Genomic DNA, 24,105 nt, shown 5'->3' with positions numbered 1-24,105 from the left:
ACGCATCCGCAGCCTGCAACGGCGAGGCAGGGGCAGCCCCTGCTCAGAACCGCAGGGGGCCAGGCCCGCAATGGGAGGCGGCGTACCAGCGGAGCGTCAGCCGTACATCCGCCGCATCGCGAAGTCGACCATCTCCTCGACCGCCTTGGCGTCGAAGACCACCCGGTGCTCACCTTCCATGTCGAGCACGAAGCCGTACCCCGACGGCAGCAGGTCGAGGACCTCGGCGCCGGTGATGACGAAGTACTTCGACTCCTTGCCCGCGTAGGCGCGCAGCTCCTTGAGCGTGCTGAACATCGGGATGACGGGCTGCTGGGTGTTGTGCAGGGCGAGGAAGCCGGGGGTGTCGCCGCGCGGGCAGTACACCTTGGAGGTGGAGAAGATGCCCTGGAAGTCCTCGGCACTCATCGAGCCCGTGGTGAAGGCGCGGATCGCCTCCTGGAGGGAGGGCGGGGAAGGCTCGGGGTAGAGCGGCTGCTGCGGGCCCGGCTGGCCGTACTGCGGCGCCCCCTGCTGCGCTCCGTACGGCGGAGGCGGTGCCTGGTGACCTTGCTGACCGGGGTGCGAAGCATGCCCGGCGTGCTGGTAGCCATGCGCGCCGTGCCCCTGTCCGGGCTGCGGCCCATGGCCCTGTCCGGGAGGGGCACCGGTCTGGTCGTAACCGTACATAGCTAAGAAGAGTAACGAGTCACAGAAGGGTGGCGAGGGGTTGCTTCTTATTACCGACGGGTAGCATCATCTATGGGACTACCGACAAGTACGAGCGAGCCACTACGGAGCCGTCGCCATGGGGCATTACAAGTCGAATCTCCGCGACATCGAGTTCAACCTCTTCGAGGTGCTCGGGCGCGACACGGTGTACGGCACCGGACCGTTCGCGGAGATGGACGTCGAGACCGCCAAGAACGTGCTGTCCGAGATCGCACGGCTGGCCGAGAACGAGCTGGCCGCCTCCTTCGAGGACGGTGACCGCAACCCGCCGGTCTTCGACCCGGACACCAACACCGCGCCGGTGCCCGCCGCTTTCAAGAAGAGCTACCAGGCCTATATGGACGCCGAGTGGTGGCGCCTGGGCATCCCGGAGGAGATCGGCGGCACGACCGCGCCGCGCTCGCTGCTGTGGGGCTTCGCCGAGACGATCCTGGGCTCCAACCCGGCCGTGTGGATGTACGCCTCCGGCCCGGCCTTCGCCGGTGTCCTGCACGAGGAGGGCACCGAGGAGCAGCGCAAGATCGCGCAGCTGATGGCCGAGAAGCAGTGGGGCTCCACCATGGTGCTCACCGAGCCGGACGCCGGCTCGGACGTGGGCGCCGGCCGCACCAAGGCCACCCAGCAGGCCGACGGCACCTGGCACATCGAGGGCGTCAAGCGCTTCATCACCTCCGGTGAGCACGACATGTCCGAGAACATCGTGCACTTCGTCCTCGCCCGCCCCGAGGGCCACGGCCCCGGCACCAAGGGGCTGTCGCTGTTCATCGTCCCCAAGTACGACTTCGACTGGGAGACCGGCGAGCTCGGCGAGCGCAACGGCGCCTACGCCACCAACGTCGAGCACAAGATGGGCCTGAAGGTCTCCAACACCTGCGAGATGACCTTCGGCGCCAACCAGCCCGCCAAGGGCTGGCTGCTGGGCGAGAAGCACGACGGCATCCGCCAGATGTTCAAGATCATCGAGTTCGCCCGGATGATGGTCGGCACCAAGGCCATCGCCACCCTGTCCACCGGCTACCTCAACGCGCTGGAGTACGCCAAGGAGCGGGTGCAGGGCGCCGACCTGGCGCAGTTCACCGACAAGACCGCGCCGCGCGTCACCATCACCCACCACCCGGACGTACGCCGCGCCCTGCTGACGCAGAAGGCGTACGCCGAGGGCATGCGCTCCCTCGTGCTGTACACCGCCGCGGTGCAGGACGAGATCCTGCTCAAGGAGCACAACGGCGAGGACGCGGACGCCGCGCGCCGCCTCAACGACCTGCTGCTGCCGATCGTGAAGGGCTACGGCTCCGAGAAGTCCTACGAGCAGCTGGCGCAGTCCCTGCAGACCCTGGGCGGCTCCGGCTATCTGCAGGAGTACCCGATCGAGCAGTACATCCGGGACGCCAAGATCGACACCCTCTACGAGGGCACCACCGCCATCCAGGGCCAGGACTTCTTCTTCCGCAAGGTCGTCCGCGACCAGGGCCAGGCGCTCACCGCGCTCTCCGAGGAGATCAAGAAGTTCCTCGCCGAGGCCCAGGGCGGCGAGGAGCTGGCCGGCTCCCGCGACCACCTCGCCAAGGCCGCCGTCGAGCTGGAGGCCATCGTCGGCACCATGCTCACCGACCTGGCCGCCACCGAGAAGGACGTCAACTCCATCTACAAGGTGGGCCTCAACACCACCCGCTTCCTGATGGCCGCGGGCGATGTCGTCATCGGCTACCTGCTGCTGCGCGGCGCCGCCGTGGCCGCCGAGAAGCTGGCGGGCGCCGCCGCCAAGGACGTCCCCTTCTACCAGGGCAAGATCGCCGCGGCGAAGTTCTTCGCCGCGAACGTGCTGCCGCAGGTCGCCGTCCAGCGCGAACTGGCCGACGCCGTGGACCTCTCGGTCATGGAGCTCGACGAGAACGCGTTCTAGATTCACGCGGCAAGCACGGAGCAGTTCCCCGCGCCCCGCAAGGGGTGCGGGGAACTGCGCGGCCAACCGACAACGCAGCCGCAGACTGCGACGGCGGGGCAGGGGCAGCCCCTCACCAGGCGAGGCCCCACCAGGCGCACCGTAAAGTGGGGTCATGAGCTCTGCCACGCCGTTCGACCGCGGTCACACCGACGGTCTGCTGTCCTTCCTCGCCACCAGCCCCTCCCCGTACCACGCGGTGGCGAACGCGGCCGCGCGGCTGGAGAAGGCCGGTTTCCGCCAGCTCCTGGAGACCGAGGCCTGGGACGCGGCGCCCGGCGGCAGGTACGTACTGCGCGGCGGCGCGCTCATCGCGTGGTACGTACCCGAGAACGCCACCCCCGGCACCCCCTTCCGCATCATCGGGGCCCACACCGACTCGCCCAACCTGCGCGTCAAGCCCGTCCCCGACACCGGCGCACACGGCTGGCGGCAGGTGGCCGTCGAGATCTACGGCGGCGCCCTCCTCAACACCTGGCTCGACCGCGACCTCGGTCTCAGCGGCAGGCTGACGCTCCGCGACCGCTCCACCCATCTGGTGAACGTGGACCGCGCCGTGCTGCGCGTACCGCAGCTGGCCATCCACCTCGACCGGCAGGTCAACGACGGACTCAAGCTGAACCGGCAGCGCCATATGACGCCGGTGTGGGGGCTCGGCCAGCCGCGGGAGGGCGATCTGCTGCGCTTCCTCGCCGAGGAGAACGGGCTGCCGGCCGATGAGATCACCGGCTGGGACCTGATGGCGCACAGCGTCGAGCCCCCGGCCTATCTGGGGCGCGACCGCGAACTCGTCGCCGGTCCCCGGATGGACAATCTGCTGTCGGTGCACGCGGGTGTCGCGGCGCTCACCGCCGTCGCGGCGCGCGGAGCCGACGCTGAGCTCGGCACGATCCCGGTGCTGGCCGCCTTCGACCACGAGGAGAACGGCAGCCAGTCCGACACCGGCGCCGAGGGCCCGCTGCTGGGCTCGGTGCTGGAGCGCTCGGTCTACGCACGGGGCGGCTCCTACGACGAGCGCGCCCGCGCCTGGGCGGGCACCGTCTGCCTGTCCTCCGACACCGGCCACGCCGTGCACCCCAACTACCCCGAACGGCACGAGCCGGGCCACCACCCGCTGCCCAACGGCGGCCCGATCCTCAAGGTCAACGTCAACCAGCGGTACTCCACCGACGGCAGCGGGCGCGCGCTCTTCGCCGCGGCCTGCGAACGCGCGGGGGTGCCCTGGCAGAGCTTCGTCTCCAACAACGACGTGCCCTGCGGCACCACCATCGGCCCCATCACCGCGGCCCGGCACGGGATCACGACCGTCGACATCGGCGTGGCGATCCTCTCGATGCACTCCGCGCGGGAGTTGTGCGGCGCCGAGGACCCCTATCTGCTGGCCAACTGCCTCACCGCGTTCCTGGACGGGTGACGAACGGGCCCCGGCTGCCCACTGATTGCCTCCCGGTGTGCCGGGTACCCGCGCTCGGTAAGCGAATGGGCTCGTCCCACGGAGCCGTTCGGCTCAATCGAGCTTGGAGGCAACACTCATGGGCATCGTCATCTGCATTGGCATGATGGCCGTGGGGGCAATCCTGGCGCTGGCAGTCAACCTCGACATCAGCGGGATCAACATCGACCTGATGGGCATCATCCTGCTGATCGTCGGCACGATCGGGCTGTGCACCTACATCAGTATCCTCAAGCGCCGCCGCGTCGAGCCCCCGTCCCCCGGTGCGCCGGTCGTCGAGGAGTACAACAGGCACCACCTGGAGTGAGCCGGGACCTCCGCCGCTCCGGGGGCCTCGGCCGTCAGCCCTCGGCCCCCTCGTCCAACCCCGCCAGCACCAGCGGCAGCCGGTCGGCACCCTGTGCGCTCAGCCGCACCGGCACTCCCCAGTCCTGCTGGTGCATATGGCAGGCGGGGAACTCCCCCTCCTCGTCGCAGGAGGCGGCCATCGCCGAGACGTGCAGCACGCCCTCGGTACCCTCTTCGCCGCTCAGCCGGACCTCCCGGTGCAGGTCGGTGCCCGTCCCCTCGCCGGCCGAGAGCAGGCCGGGCGGGGTCGAGCTGACGACCAGCCGGGTGGCGGGGCCGTAGCGGGTGTCGAGCTTCTGCCCGGCCGGCGGCTGGAAGACCACGTCGAGCCGCACCGTCCCCGGTGCCACCTCGGTGGCGGCGCGCTGCGTACGGTGCGCCACGGCCTCGACCCGTACGGCGTCCTCGGGCAGCCGCAGCCTGGTCAGCCGGTGCCGCGCCGACTCGACGACGACGATCTCAGGCGCACCGTCCGCCTCCCCCGAGCCGTCGGGTGCCGGCACGGCGCCCGACGGCTCGCGCAGGTCGGTGGCCAGCGTGCTCACCTCACCCACCGCGCCGGTGGCCGGGACGTAGCGGCGCAGCGCGTGGTTGTAGGTGTCACAGACGGCGACCGAGCCGTCGGGCAGCGCGGTGACACCCAGCGGGTGCTGGAACAGGGCCTGGTCGGCCGGGCCGTCGCGGTGGCCGAAGTCGAAGAGCCCGGTGCCCACTGCGGTCCGGATCGCGAAGGAGTCCCCCTCGCGCTCGACCCACCGCAGCGCGCTGGTCTCGGAGTCGGCGACCCACAGCCGGCTGCCGTCCGTCGCGGCGGCCAGCCCGGACGGCTGGGCGAACCACGCCTCGGCGGCGGGCCCGTCCACCAGCCCCTCGTTCGTCGTCCCCGCGGCGGCGGCCACGGTCCCGTCGGCCGGGTCGTACGTCCACAGCTGGTGCACCCCGGCCATCGCGATCCACACGCGCTCGGCGAACCACGCCACATCCCACGGCGAGGAGAGCGCCACCTCCCGCGCGGGACCCTCCGTAGGGGCGCCCTGCCACCACTGTGCGCCGGTTCCCGCAACCGTCACCACCGCGCCGGTGGCCGGATCGAGGCGGCGCAGCGCGTGGTTGACGGTGTCGGCGACCAGCACCGCACCGTCCGGCAGCAGCGCCAGCCCCTGCGGCTCGTTGAACCGCGCCGCCTCCGCGGCACCGTCCACCAGTCCCCGCTCACCGGCGCCGATACGCCGCAGCACGGTCTCCCCGTCCGCCGCCAGCTCCACCAGCTGGTGCCGCGTGGTGTCGGAGACGAGGAAGCTGCCCTGCGGCAGGGCCAGCACCTTGCCGGGGAAGCGCAGATCGGTGGCGACGGGCTCCGGCGGGCTGTACGGGCCCTCCCCCCGCCGCAGCGTCCCCTTGGCCTCGTGCTCCGCCTCCAGCTCGGTGACCAGCTTCTCGATCGCGTGCACATGCCCCTCACCGGCGTGCTGGGCGACGACGTACCCCTCCGGGTCGATCACCACCAGCGTCGGCCAGGCCCGCACCGCGTACTGCTTCCACGTCGCCAGCTCGGGGTCGTCCAGCACCGGGTGCGCCACCTCGTACCGCTCCACGGCGTCCACCACGGCTGCGTGCTCGGCCTCGTGCACGAACTTGGGCGAGTGCACCCCGACGACGACCACCGTGTCCTTGTGCCGCTCCTCCATCTCCCGCAGCTCATCGATGACGTGCAGGCAGTTGATGCAGCAGAAGGTCCAGAAATCGAGCACCACGACACGGCCCCGCAGATCGGCCAGTGCCAGGTCCTTCCCTCCCGTGTTCAACCAGCCACCCCGACCCACCAGCTCAGGCGCACGGACGCGAGCACGGCGCGGCGTGGCGGAAGGGGCGGATGCGGCGGCAGGGGCAGCGGGGTCACTCATACCTCAAGCGTGCCACTACCCGCCGGCCGCGGGGCGCCCAGGTCCGGCGCCGGACCGGGGTCTCCGAGCACCCGGTCCCCGGGGCTCAGAGCACCCGGTCCTTGAGGACGGGGAAGGACTCGCGGACCTTGTCGACCTGGGAGAGGTCGAGGTCGGCGGTCACCACCGCCTCCTCGGTACCGGTGGACTCCGCCAGGACCTCGCCCCAGGGGTCGATGACGGCACTGCGGCCGGCCTGGGCGACGCCCGCGTGGCTGCCGGCCGTCCCGCAGGCCAGGACGAAGCACTGGTTCTCCACGGCGCGGGTGCGGGCGAAGAGGGTCCAGTGGTCGGCCCGCTTGGCGGGCCAGCCCGCGGGCACGACCAGGACGCGGGCGCCGTGCGGTTCGGCGTCGATCAGGGCGCGGAAGAGTTCGGGGAAGCGCAGGTCGTAGCAGGTGGCCAGGCCGAGGGTGGCCTGCGGGTGCGGCACCGTGACGGGGTCGGTGCCCGCGGACATCATGGTGGCCTCACCGCGGTCGAAGCCGAAGCGGTGGATCTTGCGGTAGGTGGCGGCCAGTTCACCGGAGGGGGAGAAGACCAGCGAGGTGTTGTAGAGGGCGCCGCCCTCGGTGCCCTTCTCCACGATGGAGCCCGCGTGCAGCCATACGCCGGCGTCGCGGGCCGCCGCCGACATGGCGAGCGCCGTCGGCCCCGTGGCCGGATCCGCCTCCTCGGCCTCGGCGGCGAACCGCTCGTACGCGAAGGCGCCGACGGGCCACAACTCGGGCAGTACCACCAAGTCGGCACCGGATTGGGCGCGTACGAGGGAAGACACCCGATCCCGTCGGGAATCAACCGACTCGTCCGGGTCTACGTGAATCTGCAGAAGCGAAGCGCGCACCGTACCACCGTCCATGCGATCGAGGGGGGCGATTGGGCCTAGCATCGTCCCAAAAGCACTGCCGGGGTGCCCGGGCGCAGCGTAACTTGAGAGCACCCAGCATCAGCACCCTGCCCTGTCCAGCCCGCGAACGAACCGCAACGCCGAGGGGTCCCGTGACCGACCACCCAAGCCTTCAGCCCTACGTTGACGCCTGGACGCAGTCCATGGAAGCAATATCCGAGCTGGTCACTCCGCTTGTGGAAGGGGAGTGGAACGGGCGGACCGATTGCCCGGGGTGGTCGGTCCGCGATGTGGTCTCCCACATCATCGGGATCGAGTGCGAGCTGCTGGGGGACCCCCGGCCGATCCACTCGCTGCCGCGCGACATCTACCACGTCCGGGACGAGGTCAGCCGCCATATGGAAGTGCAGGTGGATGTGCGGCGGCACCACACCGGTCCGGAGATGACCAGCGAATTCGAGTACACGCTCATCCGCCGCTCGCGGCAGCTGCGGAACGAGAAGCGTGGCCCGGAGGCCGAGGTCAACAGCGTGCTGCCGTTCGGCCCCCGCAAACTGCCGCTGGAGCGCCAGCTGATGCTGCGCGCCTTCGACGTGTGGGTGCACGAGCAGGACCTGCGGCGCGCGCTCGACAAGCCGGGCAACCTCGACTCCCCCGGCGCCCACGTGGCGCGGGACGTGTTCCTCGCCGGGCTGCCGAAGGTCGTCGCCAAGGACGCCGGGGCGCCGCCGAACAGCGCGGTGGTCTTCGATGTGAGCGGCCCGGTGGAGTTCATGCGCACCGTCCGGGTCGACCAGTCCGGCAACGGCAGCGTGGACGGCAGTGTCTCGCTGGGCCCCGCCGCCACCCTCGCGATGGACTGGGAGATCTACTCCCGGCTCGCCGCGGGCCGCGTACGGGCGGAGGCTGTCGCTGAGCAGGTGAAGGTCGACGGGGACGCTGATCTGGCTGCCGCCGTTCTGAGGCACTTTTCGGTGACGCCGTAAGCCCGTTAGGGGCGCGGGGAACTGCGCGCGCAACTGCGAACGCGCCGTTGATCCGCAACGGCGGGACAGGGGCAGCCCCTTCCCGACTTCTGCCGACTGCGGGTCGGTTGTGGCTGATCGCGCAGTTCCCCGCGCCCCTGAGGGGCACCCCGCGGGTCACACAGGAACGTGGACGGCCTCAACGCGGCTGGCCACCACGCGTTCCCGCTCCCGGCGCACCGCGCGCCCGCGCAGCCGGGCGAACTGCACCAGGCCGAGGGCCTGGAGGACGAAGACGCCGGCGAAGGCGATCCGGAAGTTGTCCCCTGTCAGGTCGAGCAGTACACCGACAGCGAACAGCGTCGTCATGGACGCGGTGAAGCCGCCCATGTTGACGATGCCGGAGGCGGTGCCGTGCCGCTCGGGCGGGTTGGCGGGTCGGGAGAAGTCGAAGCCGATCATGGAGCCGGGCCCGCACGCGCCGAGCACGACACACAGCAGCACCAGCAGCCACATCGGCGCCTGACCCGGCCAGGCCAGGGTCGCCGCCCACGCCGCCGCGGTGGCGGCGACGGTGCCGAGCACCAGCGGGGTGCGGGCGGCGTGGTGGCGGGCGATGACCTGCCCGTACACCAGCCCGCAGCACATGTTGGAGACCACGACGAGCGTCAGCAGTTCGCCGGCCGTCCCCTTGTCCAGCCCCTGGGCCTGCACCAGGAAGGGCATGCCCCACAGCAGCAGGAAGACCATGCCCGGGAACTGGCAGGTGAAGTGCACCCACATACCGGCCCGGGTGCCCGGCTCCCGCCACGCCGCGGTGATCTGTCGCCGTACGAAGCCCGGGCCCGGCGCGCCGTCGCCGCCCTTGGGCACGGCCGGGGGCTCGAAGCCCTCCGGGTGATCGCGCAGGAAGAAGACCACCAGCAGCAGGACGACAAGGCCGCCCGCCGCGCTGCCCGCGAACGTCGCCGTCCAGCCGAACGCCTCCAGGACCCGCGCCAGCACCAGCGTGGTGACGAGGTTGCCGGACATCCCGATCAACGCGGCGACCTGCGCTATCACCGGCCCCCGGCGCGCGGGGAACCAGCGTGCGCCCAGCCGCAGCACGGCGATGAACGTCATCGCGTCGCCGCATCCCAGCAGCGCGCGGAAGGCCAGCGCCGTCCCGTACGAGGACGAGAGGGCGAAGCCGAACTGGCCTGCGGTGAACAGCAGGATGCCCAGCAGCAGGACACGGCGGGTCCCCCAGCGGTCCACCAGCAGGCCCACGGGTATCTGCATCCCCGCGTACACCAGCAACTGGAGGATCGAGAAGCTGGAGAGCGCGGAGGCGTTGATGTCGAAGCGGTGGGCCGCGTCGATGCCCGCCACCCCGAGGCTGGTTCGGAAGGTGATGGCGACGAAGTAGACCGCGACGCCGATGCCCCACACCCACATCGCACGAGGGCCGCCCGGCGGATCACCGGGCAGCCGGACGGCCGCTGACGGTGTCGTGCTCATCGCGGATCACCGTGCCGGTCGAGACCCCTGAGATCCTCGCCGCGCACCAGATGCCGTACGCGGCTCACATGCTGGTGCACCGCCTGCGCCGCCGCCTCGCTGTCACCCTCGCGCAGGGTGCGCAGGATGTCCGCGTGCTCGGTGATGTTCTTCGCGATCCGGTCCGGGTGCGCGTGCATCACGGCGACCCCCATCCGCAGTTGGCGGTCCCGGAGCTGGTCGTAGAGGCGGGTGAGGATCTGATTGCCGGTGGCCTCGACGATGGTGGCGTGGAAGCAGCGGTCGGCGGCCGAGACGGCGGCCAGGTCGCCTGCCTCAGCGTGAGCGATCTGCTCGGCCAGGGTCTCCTCCAGCCGGTCGACCAGCGCTTGGGAGACGGGGACCGCGCGGCGGACCGCGTGCTGCTCCACGAGCAGGCGGGTCTCCACGACGTCCTCGATCTCCTGCGCGGAGACCGGCAGCACCAGGGCACCCTTCTTCGGGTACAGCCGGATGAGGCCCTCCACTTCGAGACGGAGCAGCCCTTCGCGCACCGGGGTGCGGGAGACTCCGACAGCCTCGGCGAGCTCGCCCTCGGTCAGCAGCAGGCCCCCTTCGTAGCGCCGTTCCAGTACGGCCTGCTTGACGTGGGCGTACACCCGCTCGGCGGCGGGCTGCCGCCGCGCGTCCTTGGAACCTTGTGCGGTGACGGGCGTGGGGGAAGCCATGCGCACACCATAGATACAACAGGGATACGCATGGGGCGGCTTCCGCCATGTGGACGGGGACGCAAACAGCACAGGGCTCCGCCCCTGGGACCGGACGGGTCCCAGGGGCGGAGCCCACGAAGGTGCGGGGGATCAGCCCCAGGTCATCAGCCTCTTGGGGCGCTCAAGGACGGCCGCGATGTCGGCCAGGACCTTGGAGCCCAGCTCACCGTCGACCAGGCGGTGGTCGAAGGAGAGCGCCAGCGTGGTGACATGGCGCGGCTTGACCTTGCCCTTGTGCACCCACGGCTGCTCACGGATCTGACCGAAGGCCAGGATCGCGGACTCGCCGCGGTTGAGGATCGGTGTCCCCGTGTCCACCCCGAAGACCCCGACATTGGTGATCGTCACCGTGCCCCCGCTCATCGCGGCGGGGCTCGTCCGGCCCTCCCGCGCGGTGGTCACCAGCTCGCCGAGAGCGGACGCCAGTTCGGGCAGGGTCTTGTCCTGAGCGTCCTTGACGTTGGGGACGATCAGCCCACGCGGCGTGGCCGCCGCGATACCGAGATTGACGTAGTGCTTGCGGACGATCTCCTGGCGCTCCTCGTCCCAGGAGGCGTTGACCTCCGGGTTGCGGCGGATCGCCAGCAGGAACGCCTTGGCGACGAACAGCAGCGGGTTGACCCGCACCCCCGCCATGTCCGGGTCCTGCTTGAGCTCGGAGACGAGCTTCATCGTCCGGGTGACGTCCACGGTCACGAACTCGGTGACGTGCGGCGCCGTGAACGCGCTGTCCACCATCGCCTGCGCCGTGGCCTTCCGTACGCCCTTGACGGGGATACGGGTCTCCCGGGCACCGGCAGCGGCCGGCTCGGCCGCCGCTGCGGCCGCCGGGGCAGCCGTCGGCTCCGGTGCGGTGGGGGCGGGGCCGGTCTCCGGGGGAGCGGCGGCCGCGTGCACGTCGTCCCGGGTGATGATGCCGTCCGGGCCGGTCGGGGTGACGGCGGTCAGATCGACGCCCAGGTCCTTGGCCAGCTTGCGCACCGGGGGCTTGGCCAGCGGACGCGCCGCGCCGTGCCCGTTGCTGCCCGGCTCCACGGCGGGAGCCGGAGCGGCGGGGGCCGGAGCGGCGGGGGCCGGAGCGGCAGAGGCCGAGGGGGCCTCCGGGCCGGAGGCCGGGGGAGCCCCGGCTCCGGGCACCGGCTTGCGGGGGCGCCGCTTGGTGGAGCTGGTCCCGACGCCGTAGCCGACCAGCACGGGCTGCCGCCCCTCCGGCTCGGCCTCCGCCTCGGCCCCTGTGGCGGCGGCACCCGTGGCGGCGGTCTCCGTGGCGGCGGTCTCCGTGGATGCGGCTGCCGCCTCCTCGGCGACCTGAGCAGCCGCGCCGGCTCCGGTCTCCATCGCGGGCTGGGCAGCCGAGGCGTCACCCGCGCCGGTGCCGGTGGCCGGGCCGCCGGTGTCCACCGTGATGATCGGGGTGCCGACGTCGACCGTCGTGCCCTCCTCGAACCGCAGCTCGTGCACGAGCCCGTTGAAGGGGATGGGCAGTTCGACCGCGGCCTTGGCCGTCTCCACCTCGCAGACGACCTGCCCGTCGGTGACGGTGTCACCGGGCCGGACGTACCACTTGAGGATCTCGGCCTCCGTCAGCCCTTCGCCCACGTCGGGCATCTTGAACTCACGGACACCGGCGGCCGTCTGCCCGGTCTGTGCGCTGTTTGTCATCGTCACGGCTCTCCTCAGTACGCCAGCGCGCGGTCGACGGCATCGAGCACCCGGTCCAGGTTCGGCAGGTACTCGTCCTCCAGCCGGGCCGGTGGGTACGGCGCGTGGAAACCGCCGACGCGCAGCACCGGTGCTTCAAGATGGTAGAAGCACCGCTCGGTGATGCGGGCCGCGATCTCCGCTCCGGTGCCGAGGAAGACCGGGGCCTCGTGGACGAGCACCAGGCGGCGGGTCTTCTCCACGGAGCGCTGCAGGGTGTCGAAGTCGATGGGGGACATCGAGCGCAGGTCCACGACCTCCAGCGAGTTGCCCTCCTCCTCGGCGGCTGCCGCCGCCTCCAGGCAGACCTTCACCATCGGGCCGTACGCGGCGAGCGTCGCCGCCGAGCCCTGGCGGGCGACCTTGGCGGAGTGCAGCGGGGCCGGGATGGCGGAAGGGTCGACCTCGCCCTTGTCCCAGTAGCGCCGCTTCGGCTCGAAGAAGATCACCGGGTCGTCGCTCTCGATGGCCTGCTGCATCATCCAGTAGGCGTCGGCCGCGTTCGAGGGAGAGACGCACTTGAGCCCGGCGACGTGCGCGAACAACGTCTCCGGCGACTCGCTGTGGTGTTCGACGGCGCCGATGCCGCCGCCGTAGGGGATCCGGATGACGACCGGCAGCTTGATCTTGCCCAGCGCCCGCGCATGCATCTTGGCGAGCTGGGTGACGATCTGGTCGTAGGCGGGAAAGACGAAGCCGTCGAACTGGATCTCGACGACGGGGCGGTAGCCGCGCAGCGCGAGCCCGATCGCCGTGCCCACGATGCCCGACTCGGCGAGCGGGGTGTCGATGACGCGGTCCTCACCGAAGTCCTTCTGCAGACCATCGGTGACCCGGAAGACGCCGCCGAGCTTGCCGACGTCCTCGCCCATGATCAGGACCTTGGGGTCGTTCTCCATCGCCGTACGCAGCGAGGCGTTGATCGCCTTGGCGACGGGAAGCTTCTGAACGGCCGCAACGGGGGCCGTACCGGTGGCGGCCATCAGCGGCCCTCCTCACGAGAGTCCGAGTCGGCGAACGAGGCGAGATACGTGGCGAACTGGGCACGCTCCTCGTCGACCAGCGCATGTCCGTCCGCGTAGACGTTCTCGAAGATCGCCATGGTGTCGGGATCGGGCATCGTACGGATCGCCTCGCGCACGTGCTGCCCCATCGCCTCGCTCTCCTCGTCGATACGGGCGAAGAAGGCGTCGTCGGCCAGGCCCGCGTTCTCCAGGTGGACGCGGAGCCGCTGGATCGGGTCCTTGGCCTCCCACGCGACGCGCTCCTCGTCGGCGCGGTAGCGCGTGGGGTCGTCGGAGGTGGTGTGGGCGCCCATCCGGTAGGTGAACGCCTCGATCAGCATGGGCCCCTCGCCCCCGCGGGCGCGCTCGACGGCGGCCTTGGTCACCGCGAGGCAGGCCAGCACGTCGTTGCCGTCCACCCGCACACCGGGGAAGCCGAAGCCCTGGGCGCGCTGGTAGATCGGCACCCGGGACTGGCGCTCGGTGGGCTCGGAGATCGCCCACTGGTTGTTCTGGCAGAAGAAGACGACCGGCGCGTTGTAGACGGCCGAGAACGTGAAGGCCTCGGCGACGTCGCCCTGGCTGGAGGCGCCGTCACCGAAGTAGGCGATGACCGCCGAGTCCGCGCCGTCCTTGGCCACGCCCATCGCGTACCCGGTCGCGTGCAGGACCTGGGAGCCGATGACGATCGTGTAGAGGTGGAAGTTGTTGCTGTTGGGATCCCAGCCGCCGTTGTTCACCCCGCGGAACATGCCCAACAGCATCGTCGGGTCCACGTCGCGGCACCAGGCGACGCCGTGCTCCCGGTAGGTGGGGAAGACGTAGTCGTCCGCGCGCAGCGCCCGGCCGGAGCCGATCTGCGCCGCCTCCTGGCCCAGCAGCGAGGCCCACAGGCCCAGCTCGCCCTGCCGCTGCAGCGCGGTGGCCTCCGCGTCGAAGCGGCGGGTCAGCACCATGTCGCGGTAGAGCCCCTGGATCTCCTCGGCGCTCAGGTCGACGTCGTACTCCGGATGGGTGACGCGCTCGCCCTCCGGCGTCAGCAGCTGCACCAGCTCCGGCTCGGTCCGTCCACCGCCGCTGCCGCCGACTCCGCTGCCGGTGCCGGTGCCGGTGGCAGTGCCGGTACGGGCCTTCGCGGGGGTCTTGGCCTTGGCACCGGTCTTGGCGCCTGCCTTGGCACCTGCCTTCGAGCCGGCTGCCTTCGACCCGGCCGTCTTCGTCCCGCTCTTCTCGGGGCTCTTGGCAGCGCTCTTCGCCGTCGCCTTGGCGGGGGTCTTCGGCGCGGCCTTCGCGGCGGTCTTGGCCGCGGGCCCGGCCGCGGTCTTCCGGGCGCTCTTGGCCGCGGCCTTGCGGGGCTTCCCCGCGGCCTTCGCCGTGCCGTCGGCGGCTGCGGCCGTGCCGTTCCTGGCAGCCGTGCCGCTGCCGGGGGCCTCACCGTTCTCGGCGGCCTTGCCGCTGCCGGTGGCGGCCTGGGTGGCGCGCTTTCCTCCGGTGCCGCTGCGGCGCGCGGCGCTCCGCGCGGCAGTGCTCTCCACGGTCACGTGTGCTCCTCCGTCTGTCCGGCCCCCGGGATTGCCGGTGACCTGGGGCTCCCCCACCCACTGGCGGGGGGAGGCTCGCCCGGTCCCGTGCGGCGCACGGGGTGGGAGCGTCGCGGTCGGCACCGGGTGGTGACTGCTGTCCCGGTCGCGGCCCGCTGTCCCGACCCCGGTCGGGACGCCCCAGCCATGGCTGGCATCTCCATAGACGCACGAGGCGGCCCTGACCTGCAACTTTGCTCGGATATCCAAGTAAGAGCGAGGAAATCCAAGCAGGTGCGCAAGAAGTCGGGACATCACTGGTCACGGCCTCGCGAGCCGCGGACATCCGCACGGTAACCCGGGGTGCGGGAGCCCGGGAAGAGTGAAGGGCGGATCAATATGTGAGACTGGACAGGTGCCCGAAAACGGACGAACCCGGGTGTACCTGGTCGACGATCACGAGGTCGTCCGCAGAGGCGTACGCGACATGCTCGCGGCCGACCCCGGCGTCGAGATCGCCGGCGAGGCCGCCACAGCGGCCGACGCGATCAGTGGAATCGCCGCCACCCGGCCCGACGTCGCCGTTTTGGACGTACGGCTTCCGGACGGCAGCGGCGTGGAGGTCTGCCGCGAGGTGCGCTCGCGCGACGAGACCGTCCGCTGTCTGATGCTCACCTCGTACGCGGACGACGAGGCGCTGCTGGCCTCCGTGGTGGCCGGCGCCTCCGGGTACGTGCTCAAGGGGCTCACCAGCGGCGAGCTGGTACGGGCCGTGCACGAGGTGGCGGACGGCGCCACACTGCTGGATCCGGCCGACACCCGGCGCGTCCTGGGCCGGCTGCGCGGCCCGGGAACCGGCGCCCGGCAGCAGGACGGGGGCGGTCGGCCGGACCAGGACGGCAGGCTGGGTGCCCTCACCGAGCAGGAGCGCCGGATCCTGGGGCTGATCGGCGAGGGGCTGACCAACCGGGCCATCGGTGAGCGGCTCCATCTCGCCGAGAAGACCGTCAAGAACTATGTCTCCGGGCTGCTGGCCAAGCTCGGCATGGAACGCCGCACCCAGGCCGCCGCCTACATCGCACGGGTCCGCGCCTCGGGCGACGATCCGCACTGAACCGGCCGGCACCAGGCGGCCCGGGCCCGCCGCCGGACGGGCAGGGGCCTGTCAGTCGCAGAACGCGGCGCGTACGGCCTCGTAGTTGCTGCTCCACCACACGACCAGCGCCGCCGCCGCGGGGAACTGCGGATCGGCCCGTACGTCGCTCAGCTGGTAGCGCCAGCGCAGCATCCAGAAGTCGTTCAGCCGCTCCCACCACACCCGGTGCACGGCGGCGGCCAACTCCTCACGGGAGGCACCCGCGCCACCCCGGTAGGCGCGCGCGAAGGCCCGCACCTTGCGCAGATCGAGCGTGCCGCCGGGACGGAGGAAGAAGATCGCCGCACCGCGCACCGCCTCCTCCGCCCGGGGATGAACCCCCAGCCGGTCCCAGTCCAGGATCGCCACCGGGCGCGGGCTGCGGCCCGCGGGCGCGTAGAGCAGATTGAGCGGGTGGAAGTCCCCGTGCACCCAGCCGGTGAACCGGGCCGGAGCCGCGCCCGGCCGCTCCCCCGCGTACCGGCGCAGCAGCTCGCGGCGCTCGGTGAGCCGGTGTTCCGCCAACTCGTCGAAGCTGTCCCGGTGCCGGCGGGTCCTGATCCGCTCCAGCAGCGCGCCGATCATGTCGTACGTCGCCGCCGGATCGGCGCTCTCATGGCTGGTGCGCTGCGCCTCGGGCAGGGCCCGGTCCAGCCGCACATGGACCCGCCCCAGCAGCGCGCCCAGCCCTCGCGACTGCCCCGCGGTCAGCTCGCTGCCGTGCCGGTGGGTGCCCTCGATCCACGGGTGCAGGGCGAAACAGCGGCCCTCGGCCACCGCGACGGTACGCCCCTCGGCCGCCGGCACCACCGGCACCACCGGTAGCCCCAGCGCGCCCAGCCGGGCGGTGGCACTGTGCTGGCGCTCGATCCGGCCGAGCGAGGCCGGGCCGTCGAGGTGGTGTTTGAGGAAGTAGCAGCCGCGGGTGGTCGTCAGGCGGTAGCCGCGGTTGAGCAGCCCGTGCGAGACCGAGGTGCACGAACGGGGCCGGCCGAGACCGTCGTACTGCCGCAACAGAGAGTGGAGCGTGCCCTCCGTGAGGGCGGGGGAAGACGGCTGCACGGCCGCATCGTAGAGCCACGCGAGGGCTCGGCGCCGCCTCGTCAACCCCTGTGGACAACGGGTCAACACGGAGCTGACCCACTGTCCCACTGCGTTGGCCTGACGCGCTGTCCAGGCCCGCTGTCCGGACCTGCCGGGCGGACCCGCCGTCCGGACCTGCCGGCCGGACCCGCTGTCCCGACCGACGCCGGCCACCGGTTCCACCGGCCGAGCCGCCGGAGGCGGACCGCTGCCTACTCCTCGGTGCCGCTGTTGGCGCCGCCGTCTTCCGATCCGGCGTTGCCGCCCTGGTTGCCGCCGCTGCCGCCTTCGGTGTCGCCGCCGGGCGGGGACTGGCTGTCGGTCGGCTTGTCGCCGCTGCCGCCGGGTCCGGAGCCGCCCTGGTTGCCGCCGCTGCCCGTCTGGCTGGGGTCACCGGTCTCGGACGGCTGGGTCTCGCTGGGCTGCGTCTGGCTCGGGAACGACTGGGACGGCTCGTCGCTCGGGGTCCAGTCCCCGTTGCCTTCCGTGGTGCCCGGCTGCTCCTCCTCGGTCTCCGTCGGGGTGGCCGACGGCTCCTTGGAGTCCTTGTGGCTCTTCGACTCGGACGTGCTCGGCCTCGTCCTGTCGGGCGTGTTGCCCTTGTCGTCGTTGGCGTTGAGGGCGAAGAAGATGCCGCCCGCTATGGCGATCACCGCCAGGAAGGCGACCAGCGCGTACCGGACGCCCTTGCCGCCACCGCCACCGCGACCGCCGCGCCGGGGACCGCCGTCGAAGCCACCGTCGTCGTCCCGGGCGCCTCCGAGCAGCGGGGCGCCCATCTGGGAGGTGTCCGAGTGCGAGGGGTGCGGACGCGCGCCGGCGTTCGGTACGCCCATCGCCGGGGTGGAACCCCCGTGGTGCGCCGTCGGGCCGGTGTTCCACAGGCCGCCGGTGTGGCTGCCCTGCTCGTGCAGCATCTGCAGCGCGTACTGGGTGAGTCCGCGCATCTCCTCGGCCGTCTGGAACCGGTCGTCCGGATCCTTGGCCAGCGCCCGCATCACCAGGCCGTCCAGCTCCGGCGGCACGGCGTCCGAGATCTCGGACGGCAGCATCGGCTCGTCCTGGACGTGCTGGTAGACGACCGACAGCGGGGTCTCCCCGGTGAACGGGGGGCGCCGGGTCAGCAGCTCGTACAGCAGACAGCCGGTCGCATACAGGTCGGAGCGGGTGTCGACGGTCTTGCCGAGCGCCTGCTCGGGCGAGAGGTACTGCGGGGTGCCCATCACCATGCCGGTCTGCGTCATGGTGTTGGACGCGCCGTGCAGGGCGCGGGCGATACCGAAGTCCATCACCTTGACCGCGCCACCCTGCGTGATGATCACGTTGGCGGGCTTGATGTCGCGGTGCACGATGCCGTGCTGGTGGCTGTAGGCCAGCGCGTCCAGCACCCCGGAGACGATGATCAACGCCTGGTCCGGCGGCGGCGCGTCCGCGTTCAGCAGCAGATCACGGATGGTGCTGCCCTCGACCAGCTCCATCACGATGTACGGCGTGACGTTGCCGCCGATGAACTCCTCGCCGGAGTCGTAGACCGCGACGACGGAGTGGTGGTTCAAACCCGCGACGGACTGGGCCTCGCGCGTGAAGCGCGCCTTGGAGATGGGGTCCTCGGCGAGGTCGGAGCGCAGCAGCTTGACCGCGACCGTACGGCCGAGGCGCAGGTCCTCGGCGCCGAACACCTCGGCCATGCCACCGCGGCCGAGGCGGTGCGTCAGGCGGTACCTGCCGTCGCCGACCAGGCCGTTGTTGCCCCACAATTCCGGCGAATCGGGCAGGGAGCCGCCGCCCGTCGCGTCGGGGTCCGAAGGGCCCCCGGCGGCTTGCGTCTGTGCCATCAGTCCTCGCCGTCGATTCGAATCCGCGGCATGCGCGCGCGGTGGATACTCCCCCAAGGAGGCTACAGGCACGCGGGGGGTGGATTGGGTGGGACAAGTAGCGAAGCTACCGAAGCCAAGGCGTGGTCATCCAACAAGCTTCCGGCTCGAGGCTGCAAGTCGATCCCGGTAATCTCGCGCAGCCCCTGCACACACCCTGCGCACACCTGCTCGAAGACACCCTCTAGGCTCGTGGAACCGTCCCGGGCGACGCTCGCGAAGGGCGTATGCGCATTCGGTCACGGAACGGGCAACGAACTTGACGTGACCGAACCCCTGGGCAAACTTGGGCCAGTATCAGGGACAAGGATCACTCAACGTACCTGCACGGGGGCAGCGCCGCCGAGGGGGAAGCAGTCAGATGAGCGACGACGGCGCACAGGCGGCCGGCAACTACTTGGGCCGCATGGTCGGCGGGGGGCGTTTCCAGCTCCGTTCACTGCTCGGCGCCGGTGGGATGGCCTCCGTCTATCTCGCCTACGACTCCGTGCTGGACCGGCAGGTCGCGGTCAAGACGCTGCACACCGAACTCGGCCGGGAGCAGTCCTTCCGCGAGCGGTTCCGCCGCGAGGCACAGTCGGTCGCCAAGCTGACCCACACCAACATCGTCTCCGTCTTCGACTCCGGCGAGGACGAGATCGACGGCGCGCTGGTGCCCTACATCGTCATGGAGTACGTCGAGGGCAAGCCGCTGCGCACGGTCCTGGACGAGGACATCGCGCAGTACGGCGCGATGCCCGCCGAGAAGGCGCTGAAGATCACCGGCGATGTGCTGGCGGCCCTCGAGGTCAGCCATGAGATGGGCCTCGTGCACCGGGACATCAAGCCCGGGAACGTGATGCTCACCAAGCGCGGCGTGGTCAAGGTCATGGACTTCGGCATCGCCCGCGCCATGCAGTCCGGTGTGACATCCATGACACAGACCGGCATGGTCGTCGGCACCCCGCAGTACCTCTCCCCGGAACAGGCCCTCGGCCGCGGGGTGGACGCCCGCTCCGACCTCTACTCGGTCGGCATCATGCTCTTCGAGCTGCTCACCGGGCGGCTGCCGTTCGACGCCGACTCGCCGCTGGCCATCGCCTACGCGCACGTCCAGGAGGAGCCGCCCACGCCCTCCTCCATCAACCAGTCCATCCCCCCGGCCGTGGACGCGCTGGTCGCCCGCACCCTGAAGAAGAACCCCAACGAGCGCTTCCCGTCCGCCGAGTCGATGCACGACGAGTGCAACCGCATCGGCGGCTCCGGGGTCGCCTCCGGGGCCTCGCCCATCATCATCAGCGGCGGCCCGCCCGCCAACAGCGGCGCGGGCGTGGGGCAGGCCGTCTTCCCGCCGGTCGAAGCGGGCTCCCAGCCGCAGCACGGCGGGGTGCAGACCCCCTACCAGCCGCAGGGACAGCCGGGGCCGTACAACAGCGGGGGGTTCGGGCCCTCCACCCCACCGCCGCCCACCCAGGCCTCCCCGGCACCCGCCCCCACCCCCGGTTACGGCTACCCGCAGTCGTCGTACGACGGCGGGGCCTCCACCCCGCCGCCCTACACGATCGGGGCCCCCGGCTCGGGTCCGGGCGGCGGCAACGGCGGCTCGGGCAAGAAGCCCTCGACCGGCGCCATGGTCGGTTACGGGCTGGCCGGCGTCGCGGTCATCGTCGCCCTGGTGTTCGTGATCATCGGGCTCACCAGCAGCGGGGACGACCCCGATCCCAAGCCCACAGCCAAGCCCAAGCCCACCCCGACCGTGGACGCCGGCGACGACGGAGGGGACAGCGGGGACGACGGCGGCTCGGACTCCGGGGGCTTCAAGGGCCCCGACAAGAGCCGCACCATCGACTCCACGAAGTGCACCGACGCCACCGAGTCCTACAGCGACAAGAGCAAGGTCATGGTCCCCGATCTGACGATCAAGGACCTCACCTCGGTGAAGGCCTGTCTGCGCGCCGCGGGGTGGAAGCTCGGCGAGGTGACCACGGAGGACGAGAACGTCTGGGGCAAGAACACCGTGCTGGAGCAGAGCCCCGACTCCCTCGACGACTTCGACCCCAAGAAGGACAAGATCGACCTGACCGTCTCCACCGGCCAGCCCGCCGACTGAGAACGGAGAGCGGCCCGTCGGTCCGTTCCTGTCGGCCGCGGTCCCGCCGGAGGGGCGAGCCCCGTCCCACGAAGAGCTGTCCGCCCCCGGGCCCCGCCCGGGGGCAGCATGCTGTTCAGTCCTGTGCCATCCGCCGCACCTCCACCACCCGGAACCGGCCCGAGACGAAGTCCCCGTCGCACAGCGTGCAGTTGGCCGCGGGATTGCCGCCCGAGCCGTGGAAATCGCTGAAGCCGGCCGTTTGATTGACGTAGACACCACCCGTCAGATTGAGCGAGAGCTGAGCGGGCTCGTCGAAGCACACCTCCTCCACCTGGCGCGCCACCTCCGCTGAGGTGGTATACGCGGAGACCGTCATGGCGCCCTGGGCCTGCAAGGTGTTGCGCAGCAGCTCCAGTGCGTCCTCCGTGGAGCCGACGGCCACCGCGAAGGAGACCGGACCGAAGCACTCGTTCAGATACGCCGCCTCGGCCTCCGGCTTGGTGGCGTCCAGCTTGACCAGGGCGGGGGTGCGGACCGTGGCGTCGGGGAACTCGGGGTTGGCCACCGCGCGGGAGGAGAGGGCCACCTCGCCCAGTGCGGGTGCCGCCTCCAGCCGCTCCCGCACCTGGTCGTTCACCAGGGCGCCCAGCAGCGCGTTGGCCCGTGCGTCGTCGCCGAGCAGCTTGTCGACCGCGCCGGCGAGGTCGGCCACCACCTCGTCGAAGGACTTGGGGCCGGACTCGGTGGTGATGCCGCCTGCCGGGAGCAGCAGATTCTGCGGCGTCGTGCACATCTGGCCGCTGTAGAGGGACAGGGAGAAGGCGAGGTTGGAGAGCATGCCCTGGTAGTCGTCGGTGGAGTCGATGACGACCGTGTTGACCCCGGCCTTCTCGGTGTGCACCCGCGCCTGGCGGGCGTTGGCCTCCAGCCACTCGCCGAAGGCGGAGCCCCCCGTGTAGTCGATCACGCGGATCTCCGGGCGGGTGGCCAGGTCCTTGGCGATGCCGTCGCCCTCCGCCTCGGCCGCCAGCGCCACCAGGTCGGCGTCGAAGCCGGCCTCCGCCAGCACCTCGCGGGCGATCCGGACCGTCAGGGCGAGCGGGAGCACCGCCCGTGGGTGCGGCTTGACCAGCACGGCGTTGCCGGTCGCGAGCGAGGCGAAGAAGCCGGGGAAGCCGTTCCAGGTGGGAAAGGTGTTGCAGCCGATCAGTAGAGCGATACCGCGTCCGACCGGGGTGAACTCCTTGGTGACCCGCAGGGGTTCGCGCTTGCCCTGGGGCTTCTCCCAGTCGGTGCGCTCCGGTGTGCGCACCTGCTCCGCGTACGCGTAGGCCACCGCTTCCATACCGCGGTCCTGCGCATGCGGGCCGCCCGCCTGGAAGGCCATCATGAAGGCCTGGCCGCTGGTGTGCATCACGGCCTGGGCGAACTCGTGGGTGCGGGCGCTGATCCGTGCCAGGATCTCCAGGCAGACCGCCGCGCGCCCCTCGGGTCCCGCCTTACGCCAGGCCGGCAGGCCCCCACGCATCACCGACAGCAACGCGTCGACGGAGCCCTCGTCCGCGCGCGGGTAGGAGATGCCCAGCTCGAATCCGTACGGCGACACCTCGGTGGCCACCCATTCGCCGGAGACGGGCTGGCCGGGCAGCTCGAACCGGCTGCCGCGCAGCGCGTCGAAGGCCGCCTTGCCCTCCTCGGCAGCCCCCTCGCCGTACGCCTTCGGGTGCTCGGGATGCGGGGTCCAGAACTCCCTGCTGCGGATCGCTTCCAGCGCGCGGTCCAGGGTGGGGCGGTGCTTGTCGATGAGCTGGGCAGTGGTCGTTCCGATGCCGGTGGTCACGCGGGACCAACTCCTCGCTGAGCTGGGACGGAATGCGGGTGGCGACGCCTTTGCCGCGGCCGCTCACCTGGTAGATACTGCTACCGAACGATCGGTCGGTGCAAGGGGGCCCGGAAGCCTGTGGACAACTTCGACCGCCGCCCGGCGGACCCCGCCGGCGACCCGGCTAGCATCGGCCGCATGCCCACGGTCAAGCGCGACACCTACACGCCCGACTCGCTGCTCTCCGTCGCCGTGCGGGTGTTCAACGAGCGGGGCTACGACGGCACCTCGATGGAGCATCTGTCGCAGGCCGCCGGGATCTCCAAGTCCTCGATCTACCACCATGTACGGGGCAAGGAGGAGCTGCTGCGCCGGGGGATAAGCCGGGCGCTGGACGGCCTGTTCGCCGTTCTGGAGGAGCCTCGGGCGCGCGAGGGGCGCGCGGTGGAGCGGCTGGAGCACGTGACACGTCGCACCGTCGAGGTCCTGATGTCCGAGCTGCCGTACGTGACGCTCCTGCTGCGGGTGCGCGGCAACACCGAGACCGAGATCTGGGCGATGTCCCGGCGCCGTGAGTTCGACCAGCGGGTGGCCGAGCTGGTCAAGCAGGCGGCGGCCGACGGCGATCTGCGCTCCGACGTGGACGCGCGGCTCGCGACCCGACTGCTGTTCGGCATGATCAACTCGATTGCCGAGTGGTACCGACCCGACCGTGCCCCGCTCAACGGCGCCTCCGGCGGCAACTCCGCCGCCTCGACCGGTTCCGCCACCAGCGCACAGGTAGCGGAGGCCGTCATCCGCACCGCCTTCGCCGGCCTGCGCACGCACTGACGCCTTCGGGCGGCAGGGGTCTCACCGGCTGCACGGCTGTTCGTGGCCGGGACACTCCGTGTCCTCGCGGTGCCGGGAGGTTACGGCGGCCCCGGCTCCAGGTCCGTCTCCTCGAACACCAGCAGCGTCCGGGTGCTCAGCACCTCCGGCATCGACTGGATACGGGTGAGGACGAGATCCCGCAGCGCCCTGTTGTCGGAGGTGTGCACCAGCAGCAGCACATCGAAATCTCCGCTGACCAGCGCCATATGGGCCGCGCCCGGCAGCTCCTGGAGCTTCTCGCGGACGCTGCGCCACGAGTCCTGGACGATCTTGAGGGTGATGTACGCCGAGGCGCCGTGGCCCGCGCGCTCCTGGTCGATGCGGGCGCTGAAGCCGCGAATCACCCCGTCGTCGATCAGCCGGTTGATGCGCGCGTAGGCATTGGCCCGGGAGACGTGCACACGTTCGGCGACGGAGCGGATGGAGGCCCGCCCGTCCGCGCGGAGCAACCGCAGGATGTCGCGGTCGATGGAGTCCAGCGGGCGAGCGGGGAACCGGTGCCCGGCCGCCTCCCCGGCGGGCTCCGGCCCGTTGGCCATCTGTTCACCCCGCACGGTTCCTCGC

19 protein-coding genes are annotated in these 24,105 nt (G+C 71.3%); 7 read left to right on the top strand and 12 right to left on the bottom strand.

Translation table 11 applies throughout. The annotated features are described in order from the left end of the window. Nucleotides 1-96: 96 nt before the first annotated feature. A complete protein-coding gene (locus tag KBY19_RS01355) occupies nt 97-669 on the bottom strand; it encodes an SseB family protein (protein WP_099882940.1) in 573 nt (190 codons plus the stop codon). Nucleotides 670-787: 118 nt separating this feature from the next. Here KBY19_RS01355 and KBY19_RS01350 point away from each other — a divergent pair, with 118 nt between their 5' ends. The 3 genes from KBY19_RS01350 (at nt 788) to KBY19_RS01340 (ending at nt 4,413) form a co-directional block, all read left to right on the top strand. Further along, on the top strand, nt 788-2,614 hold the full coding sequence (locus KBY19_RS01350) for an acyl-CoA dehydrogenase (protein ID WP_099882939.1): 1,827 nt from the start codon (nt 788-790) through the stop codon (nt 2,612-2,614). Between the two features lie 154 nt (nt 2,615-2,768). Then, nucleotides 2,769-4,067, top strand: a complete 1,299-nt coding sequence (locus tag KBY19_RS01345) for a M18 family aminopeptidase (protein WP_099882937.1) — start codon at nt 2,769-2,771, stop codon at nt 4,065-4,067. Nucleotides 4,068-4,185: 118 nt separating this feature from the next. Then, the gene (locus KBY19_RS01340) at nt 4,186-4,413 is read left to right on the top strand and encodes a hypothetical protein (RefSeq protein ID WP_099882935.1); all 228 of its coding nucleotides are present in this window, start codon (nt 4,186-4,188) and stop codon (nt 4,411-4,413) included. 34 nt (nt 4,414-4,447) lie between these two features. Here the strand turns inward: KBY19_RS01340 and KBY19_RS01335 are convergent, their stop codons facing one another. Then, nucleotides 4,448-6,358 carry an NHL domain-containing thioredoxin family protein gene (locus KBY19_RS01335; RefSeq protein ID WP_210964923.1) on the bottom strand — a complete coding sequence of 637 codons (1,911 nt, stop codon included), beginning with the start codon at nt 6,356-6,358 and terminating at the stop codon, nt 4,448-4,450. 85 nt (nt 6,359-6,443) lie between these two features. Continuing rightward, nucleotides 6,444-7,241: a carbon-nitrogen family hydrolase gene (locus KBY19_RS01330; RefSeq protein WP_185017634.1), complete on the bottom strand. Its 798-nt coding sequence runs from the start codon at nt 7,239-7,241 to the stop codon at nt 6,444-6,446. A 155-nt stretch (nt 7,242-7,396) separates the two neighbouring features. On the opposite strand from KBY19_RS01330, the gene KBY19_RS01325 reads away from it, so the two are divergent. After that, on the top strand, nt 7,397-8,230 hold the full coding sequence (locus tag KBY19_RS01325; protein ID WP_099882931.1) for a maleylpyruvate isomerase family mycothiol-dependent enzyme: 834 nt from the start codon (nt 7,397-7,399) through the stop codon (nt 8,228-8,230). 156 nt (nt 8,231-8,386) lie between these two features. On the opposite strand, the gene KBY19_RS01320 is transcribed toward KBY19_RS01325, so the two are convergent. From KBY19_RS01320 to pdhA, 5 genes are all read right to left on the bottom strand, one after another. Next, the gene (locus tag KBY19_RS01320) at nt 8,387-9,709 is read right to left on the bottom strand and encodes a nitrate/nitrite transporter (RefSeq protein ID WP_099882929.1); all 1,323 of its coding nucleotides are present in this window, start codon (nt 9,707-9,709) and stop codon (nt 8,387-8,389) included. Beyond that, the gene (locus KBY19_RS01315) at nt 9,706-10,416 is read right to left on the bottom strand and encodes a GntR family transcriptional regulator (RefSeq protein WP_099882927.1); all 711 of its coding nucleotides are present in this window, start codon (nt 10,414-10,416) and stop codon (nt 9,706-9,708) included. The genes KBY19_RS01320 and KBY19_RS01315 overlap by 4 nt, the downstream gene beginning before the upstream one ends. Before the next feature lie 132 nt (nt 10,417-10,548). Next, entirely contained in the window at nt 10,549-12,120 is a 1,572-nt protein-coding gene (locus KBY19_RS01310; RefSeq protein ID WP_210964922.1) for a dihydrolipoamide acetyltransferase family protein, read from the bottom strand. Between the two features lie 14 nt (nt 12,121-12,134). Then, on the bottom strand, nt 12,135-13,142 hold the full coding sequence (locus tag KBY19_RS01305) for an alpha-ketoacid dehydrogenase subunit beta (RefSeq protein ID WP_099882923.1): 1,008 nt from the start codon (nt 13,140-13,142) through the stop codon (nt 12,135-12,137). Further along, on the bottom strand, nt 13,142-14,704 hold the full coding sequence (gene pdhA, locus KBY19_RS01300) for a pyruvate dehydrogenase (acetyl-transferring) E1 component subunit alpha (protein WP_210964921.1): 1,563 nt from the start codon (nt 14,702-14,704) through the stop codon (nt 13,142-13,144). Before pdhA ends, KBY19_RS01305 begins: the two co-directional genes overlap by 1 nt. A gap of 394 nt (nt 14,705-15,098) precedes the next feature. Here pdhA and KBY19_RS01295 point away from each other — a divergent pair, with 394 nt between their 5' ends. Then, nucleotides 15,099-15,797 carry a response regulator transcription factor gene (locus KBY19_RS01295; RefSeq protein ID WP_185017631.1) on the top strand — a complete coding sequence of 233 codons (699 nt, stop codon included), beginning with the start codon at nt 15,099-15,101 and terminating at the stop codon, nt 15,795-15,797. A 51-nt stretch (nt 15,798-15,848) separates the two neighbouring features. Here the strand turns inward: KBY19_RS01295 and KBY19_RS01290 are convergent, their stop codons facing one another. Together KBY19_RS01290 and KBY19_RS01285 are read right to left on the bottom strand one after the other, a co-directional pair. Further along, entirely contained in the window at nt 15,849-16,880 is a 1,032-nt protein-coding gene (locus KBY19_RS01290) for a phosphotransferase (protein WP_210955911.1), read from the bottom strand. 233 nt (nt 16,881-17,113) lie between these two features. Continuing rightward, the gene (locus KBY19_RS01285) at nt 17,114-18,736 is read right to left on the bottom strand and encodes a protein kinase (RefSeq protein WP_210955910.1); all 1,623 of its coding nucleotides are present in this window, start codon (nt 18,734-18,736) and stop codon (nt 17,114-17,116) included. A gap of 400 nt (nt 18,737-19,136) precedes the next feature. Between KBY19_RS01285 and KBY19_RS01280 the strand changes: the two genes are divergently transcribed. Then, complete coding sequence (locus KBY19_RS01280; RefSeq protein ID WP_185017628.1) at nt 19,137-20,864, top strand: protein kinase; 1,728 nt, start codon at nt 19,137-19,139, stop codon at nt 20,862-20,864. 115 nt (nt 20,865-20,979) lie between these two features. On the opposite strand, the gene paaN is transcribed toward KBY19_RS01280, so the two are convergent. Further along, complete coding sequence (gene paaN, locus KBY19_RS01275) at nt 20,980-22,686, bottom strand: phenylacetic acid degradation protein PaaN (RefSeq protein ID WP_180289702.1); 1,707 nt, start codon at nt 22,684-22,686, stop codon at nt 20,980-20,982. A gap of 180 nt (nt 22,687-22,866) precedes the next feature. Between paaN and KBY19_RS01270 the strand changes: the two genes are divergently transcribed. Further along, complete coding sequence (locus KBY19_RS01270) at nt 22,867-23,499, top strand: TetR/AcrR family transcriptional regulator (protein ID WP_099886653.1); 633 nt, start codon at nt 22,867-22,869, stop codon at nt 23,497-23,499. 80 nt (nt 23,500-23,579) lie between these two features. Here KBY19_RS01270 and KBY19_RS01265 read toward each other — a convergent pair whose 3' ends face one another. Next, a complete protein-coding gene (locus tag KBY19_RS01265; RefSeq protein WP_210964939.1) occupies nt 23,580-24,080 on the bottom strand; it encodes an Lrp/AsnC family transcriptional regulator in 501 nt (166 codons plus the stop codon). Nucleotides 24,081-24,105 lie beyond the last annotated feature (25 nt).

Origin of the sequence: Streptomyces sp. B15 (genome assembly GCF_018070605.1) — a bacterium.
Taxonomy (GTDB): domain Bacteria; phylum Actinomycetota; class Actinomycetes; order Streptomycetales; family Streptomycetaceae; genus Streptomyces; species Streptomyces smyrnaeus.
Note: the sequence above shows the minus strand (reverse complement) of the source record. Positions and strands in the feature narration are given on the sequence as shown.

Excerpts from the sequence above, each read along its gene's own strand:
- KBY19_RS01355 (WP_099882940.1), bottom strand. The coding sequence starts at position 669 with ATGTACGGTTACGACCAGACCGGTGCCCCTCCCGGACAGGGCCATGGG.
- KBY19_RS01350 (WP_099882939.1), top strand. The coding sequence starts at position 788 with ATGGGGCATTACAAGTCGAATCTCCGCGACATCGAGTTCAACCTCTTC.
- KBY19_RS01345 (WP_099882937.1), top strand. The coding sequence starts at position 2,769 with ATGAGCTCTGCCACGCCGTTCGACCGCGGTCACACCGACGGTCTGCTG.
- KBY19_RS01340 (WP_099882935.1), top strand. The coding sequence starts at position 4,186 with ATGGGCATCGTCATCTGCATTGGCATGATGGCCGTGGGGGCAATCCTG.
- KBY19_RS01335 (WP_210964923.1), bottom strand. The coding sequence starts at position 6,358 with ATGAGTGACCCCGCTGCCCCTGCCGCCGCATCCGCCCCTTCCGCCACG.
- KBY19_RS01320 (WP_099882929.1), bottom strand. The coding sequence starts at position 9,709 with ATGAGCACGACACCGTCAGCGGCCGTCCGGCTGCCCGGTGATCCGCCG.
- KBY19_RS01315 (WP_099882927.1), bottom strand. The coding sequence starts at position 10,416 with ATGGCTTCCCCCACGCCCGTCACCGCACAAGGTTCCAAGGACGCGCGG.
- KBY19_RS01310 (WP_210964922.1), bottom strand. The coding sequence starts at position 12,120 with ATGACAAACAGCGCACAGACCGGGCAGACGGCCGCCGGTGTCCGTGAG.
- KBY19_RS01305 (WP_099882923.1), bottom strand. The coding sequence starts at position 13,142 with ATGGCCGCCACCGGTACGGCCCCCGTTGCGGCCGTTCAGAAGCTTCCC.
- KBY19_RS01285 (WP_210955910.1), bottom strand. The coding sequence starts at position 18,736 with ATGGCACAGACGCAAGCCGCCGGGGGCCCTTCGGACCCCGACGCGACG.
- KBY19_RS01280 (WP_185017628.1), top strand. The coding sequence starts at position 19,137 with ATGAGCGACGACGGCGCACAGGCGGCCGGCAACTACTTGGGCCGCATG.
- KBY19_RS01270 (WP_099886653.1), top strand. The coding sequence starts at position 22,867 with ATGCCCACGGTCAAGCGCGACACCTACACGCCCGACTCGCTGCTCTCC.
- KBY19_RS01265 (WP_210964939.1), bottom strand. The coding sequence starts at position 24,080 with ATGGCCAACGGGCCGGAGCCCGCCGGGGAGGCGGCCGGGCACCGGTTC.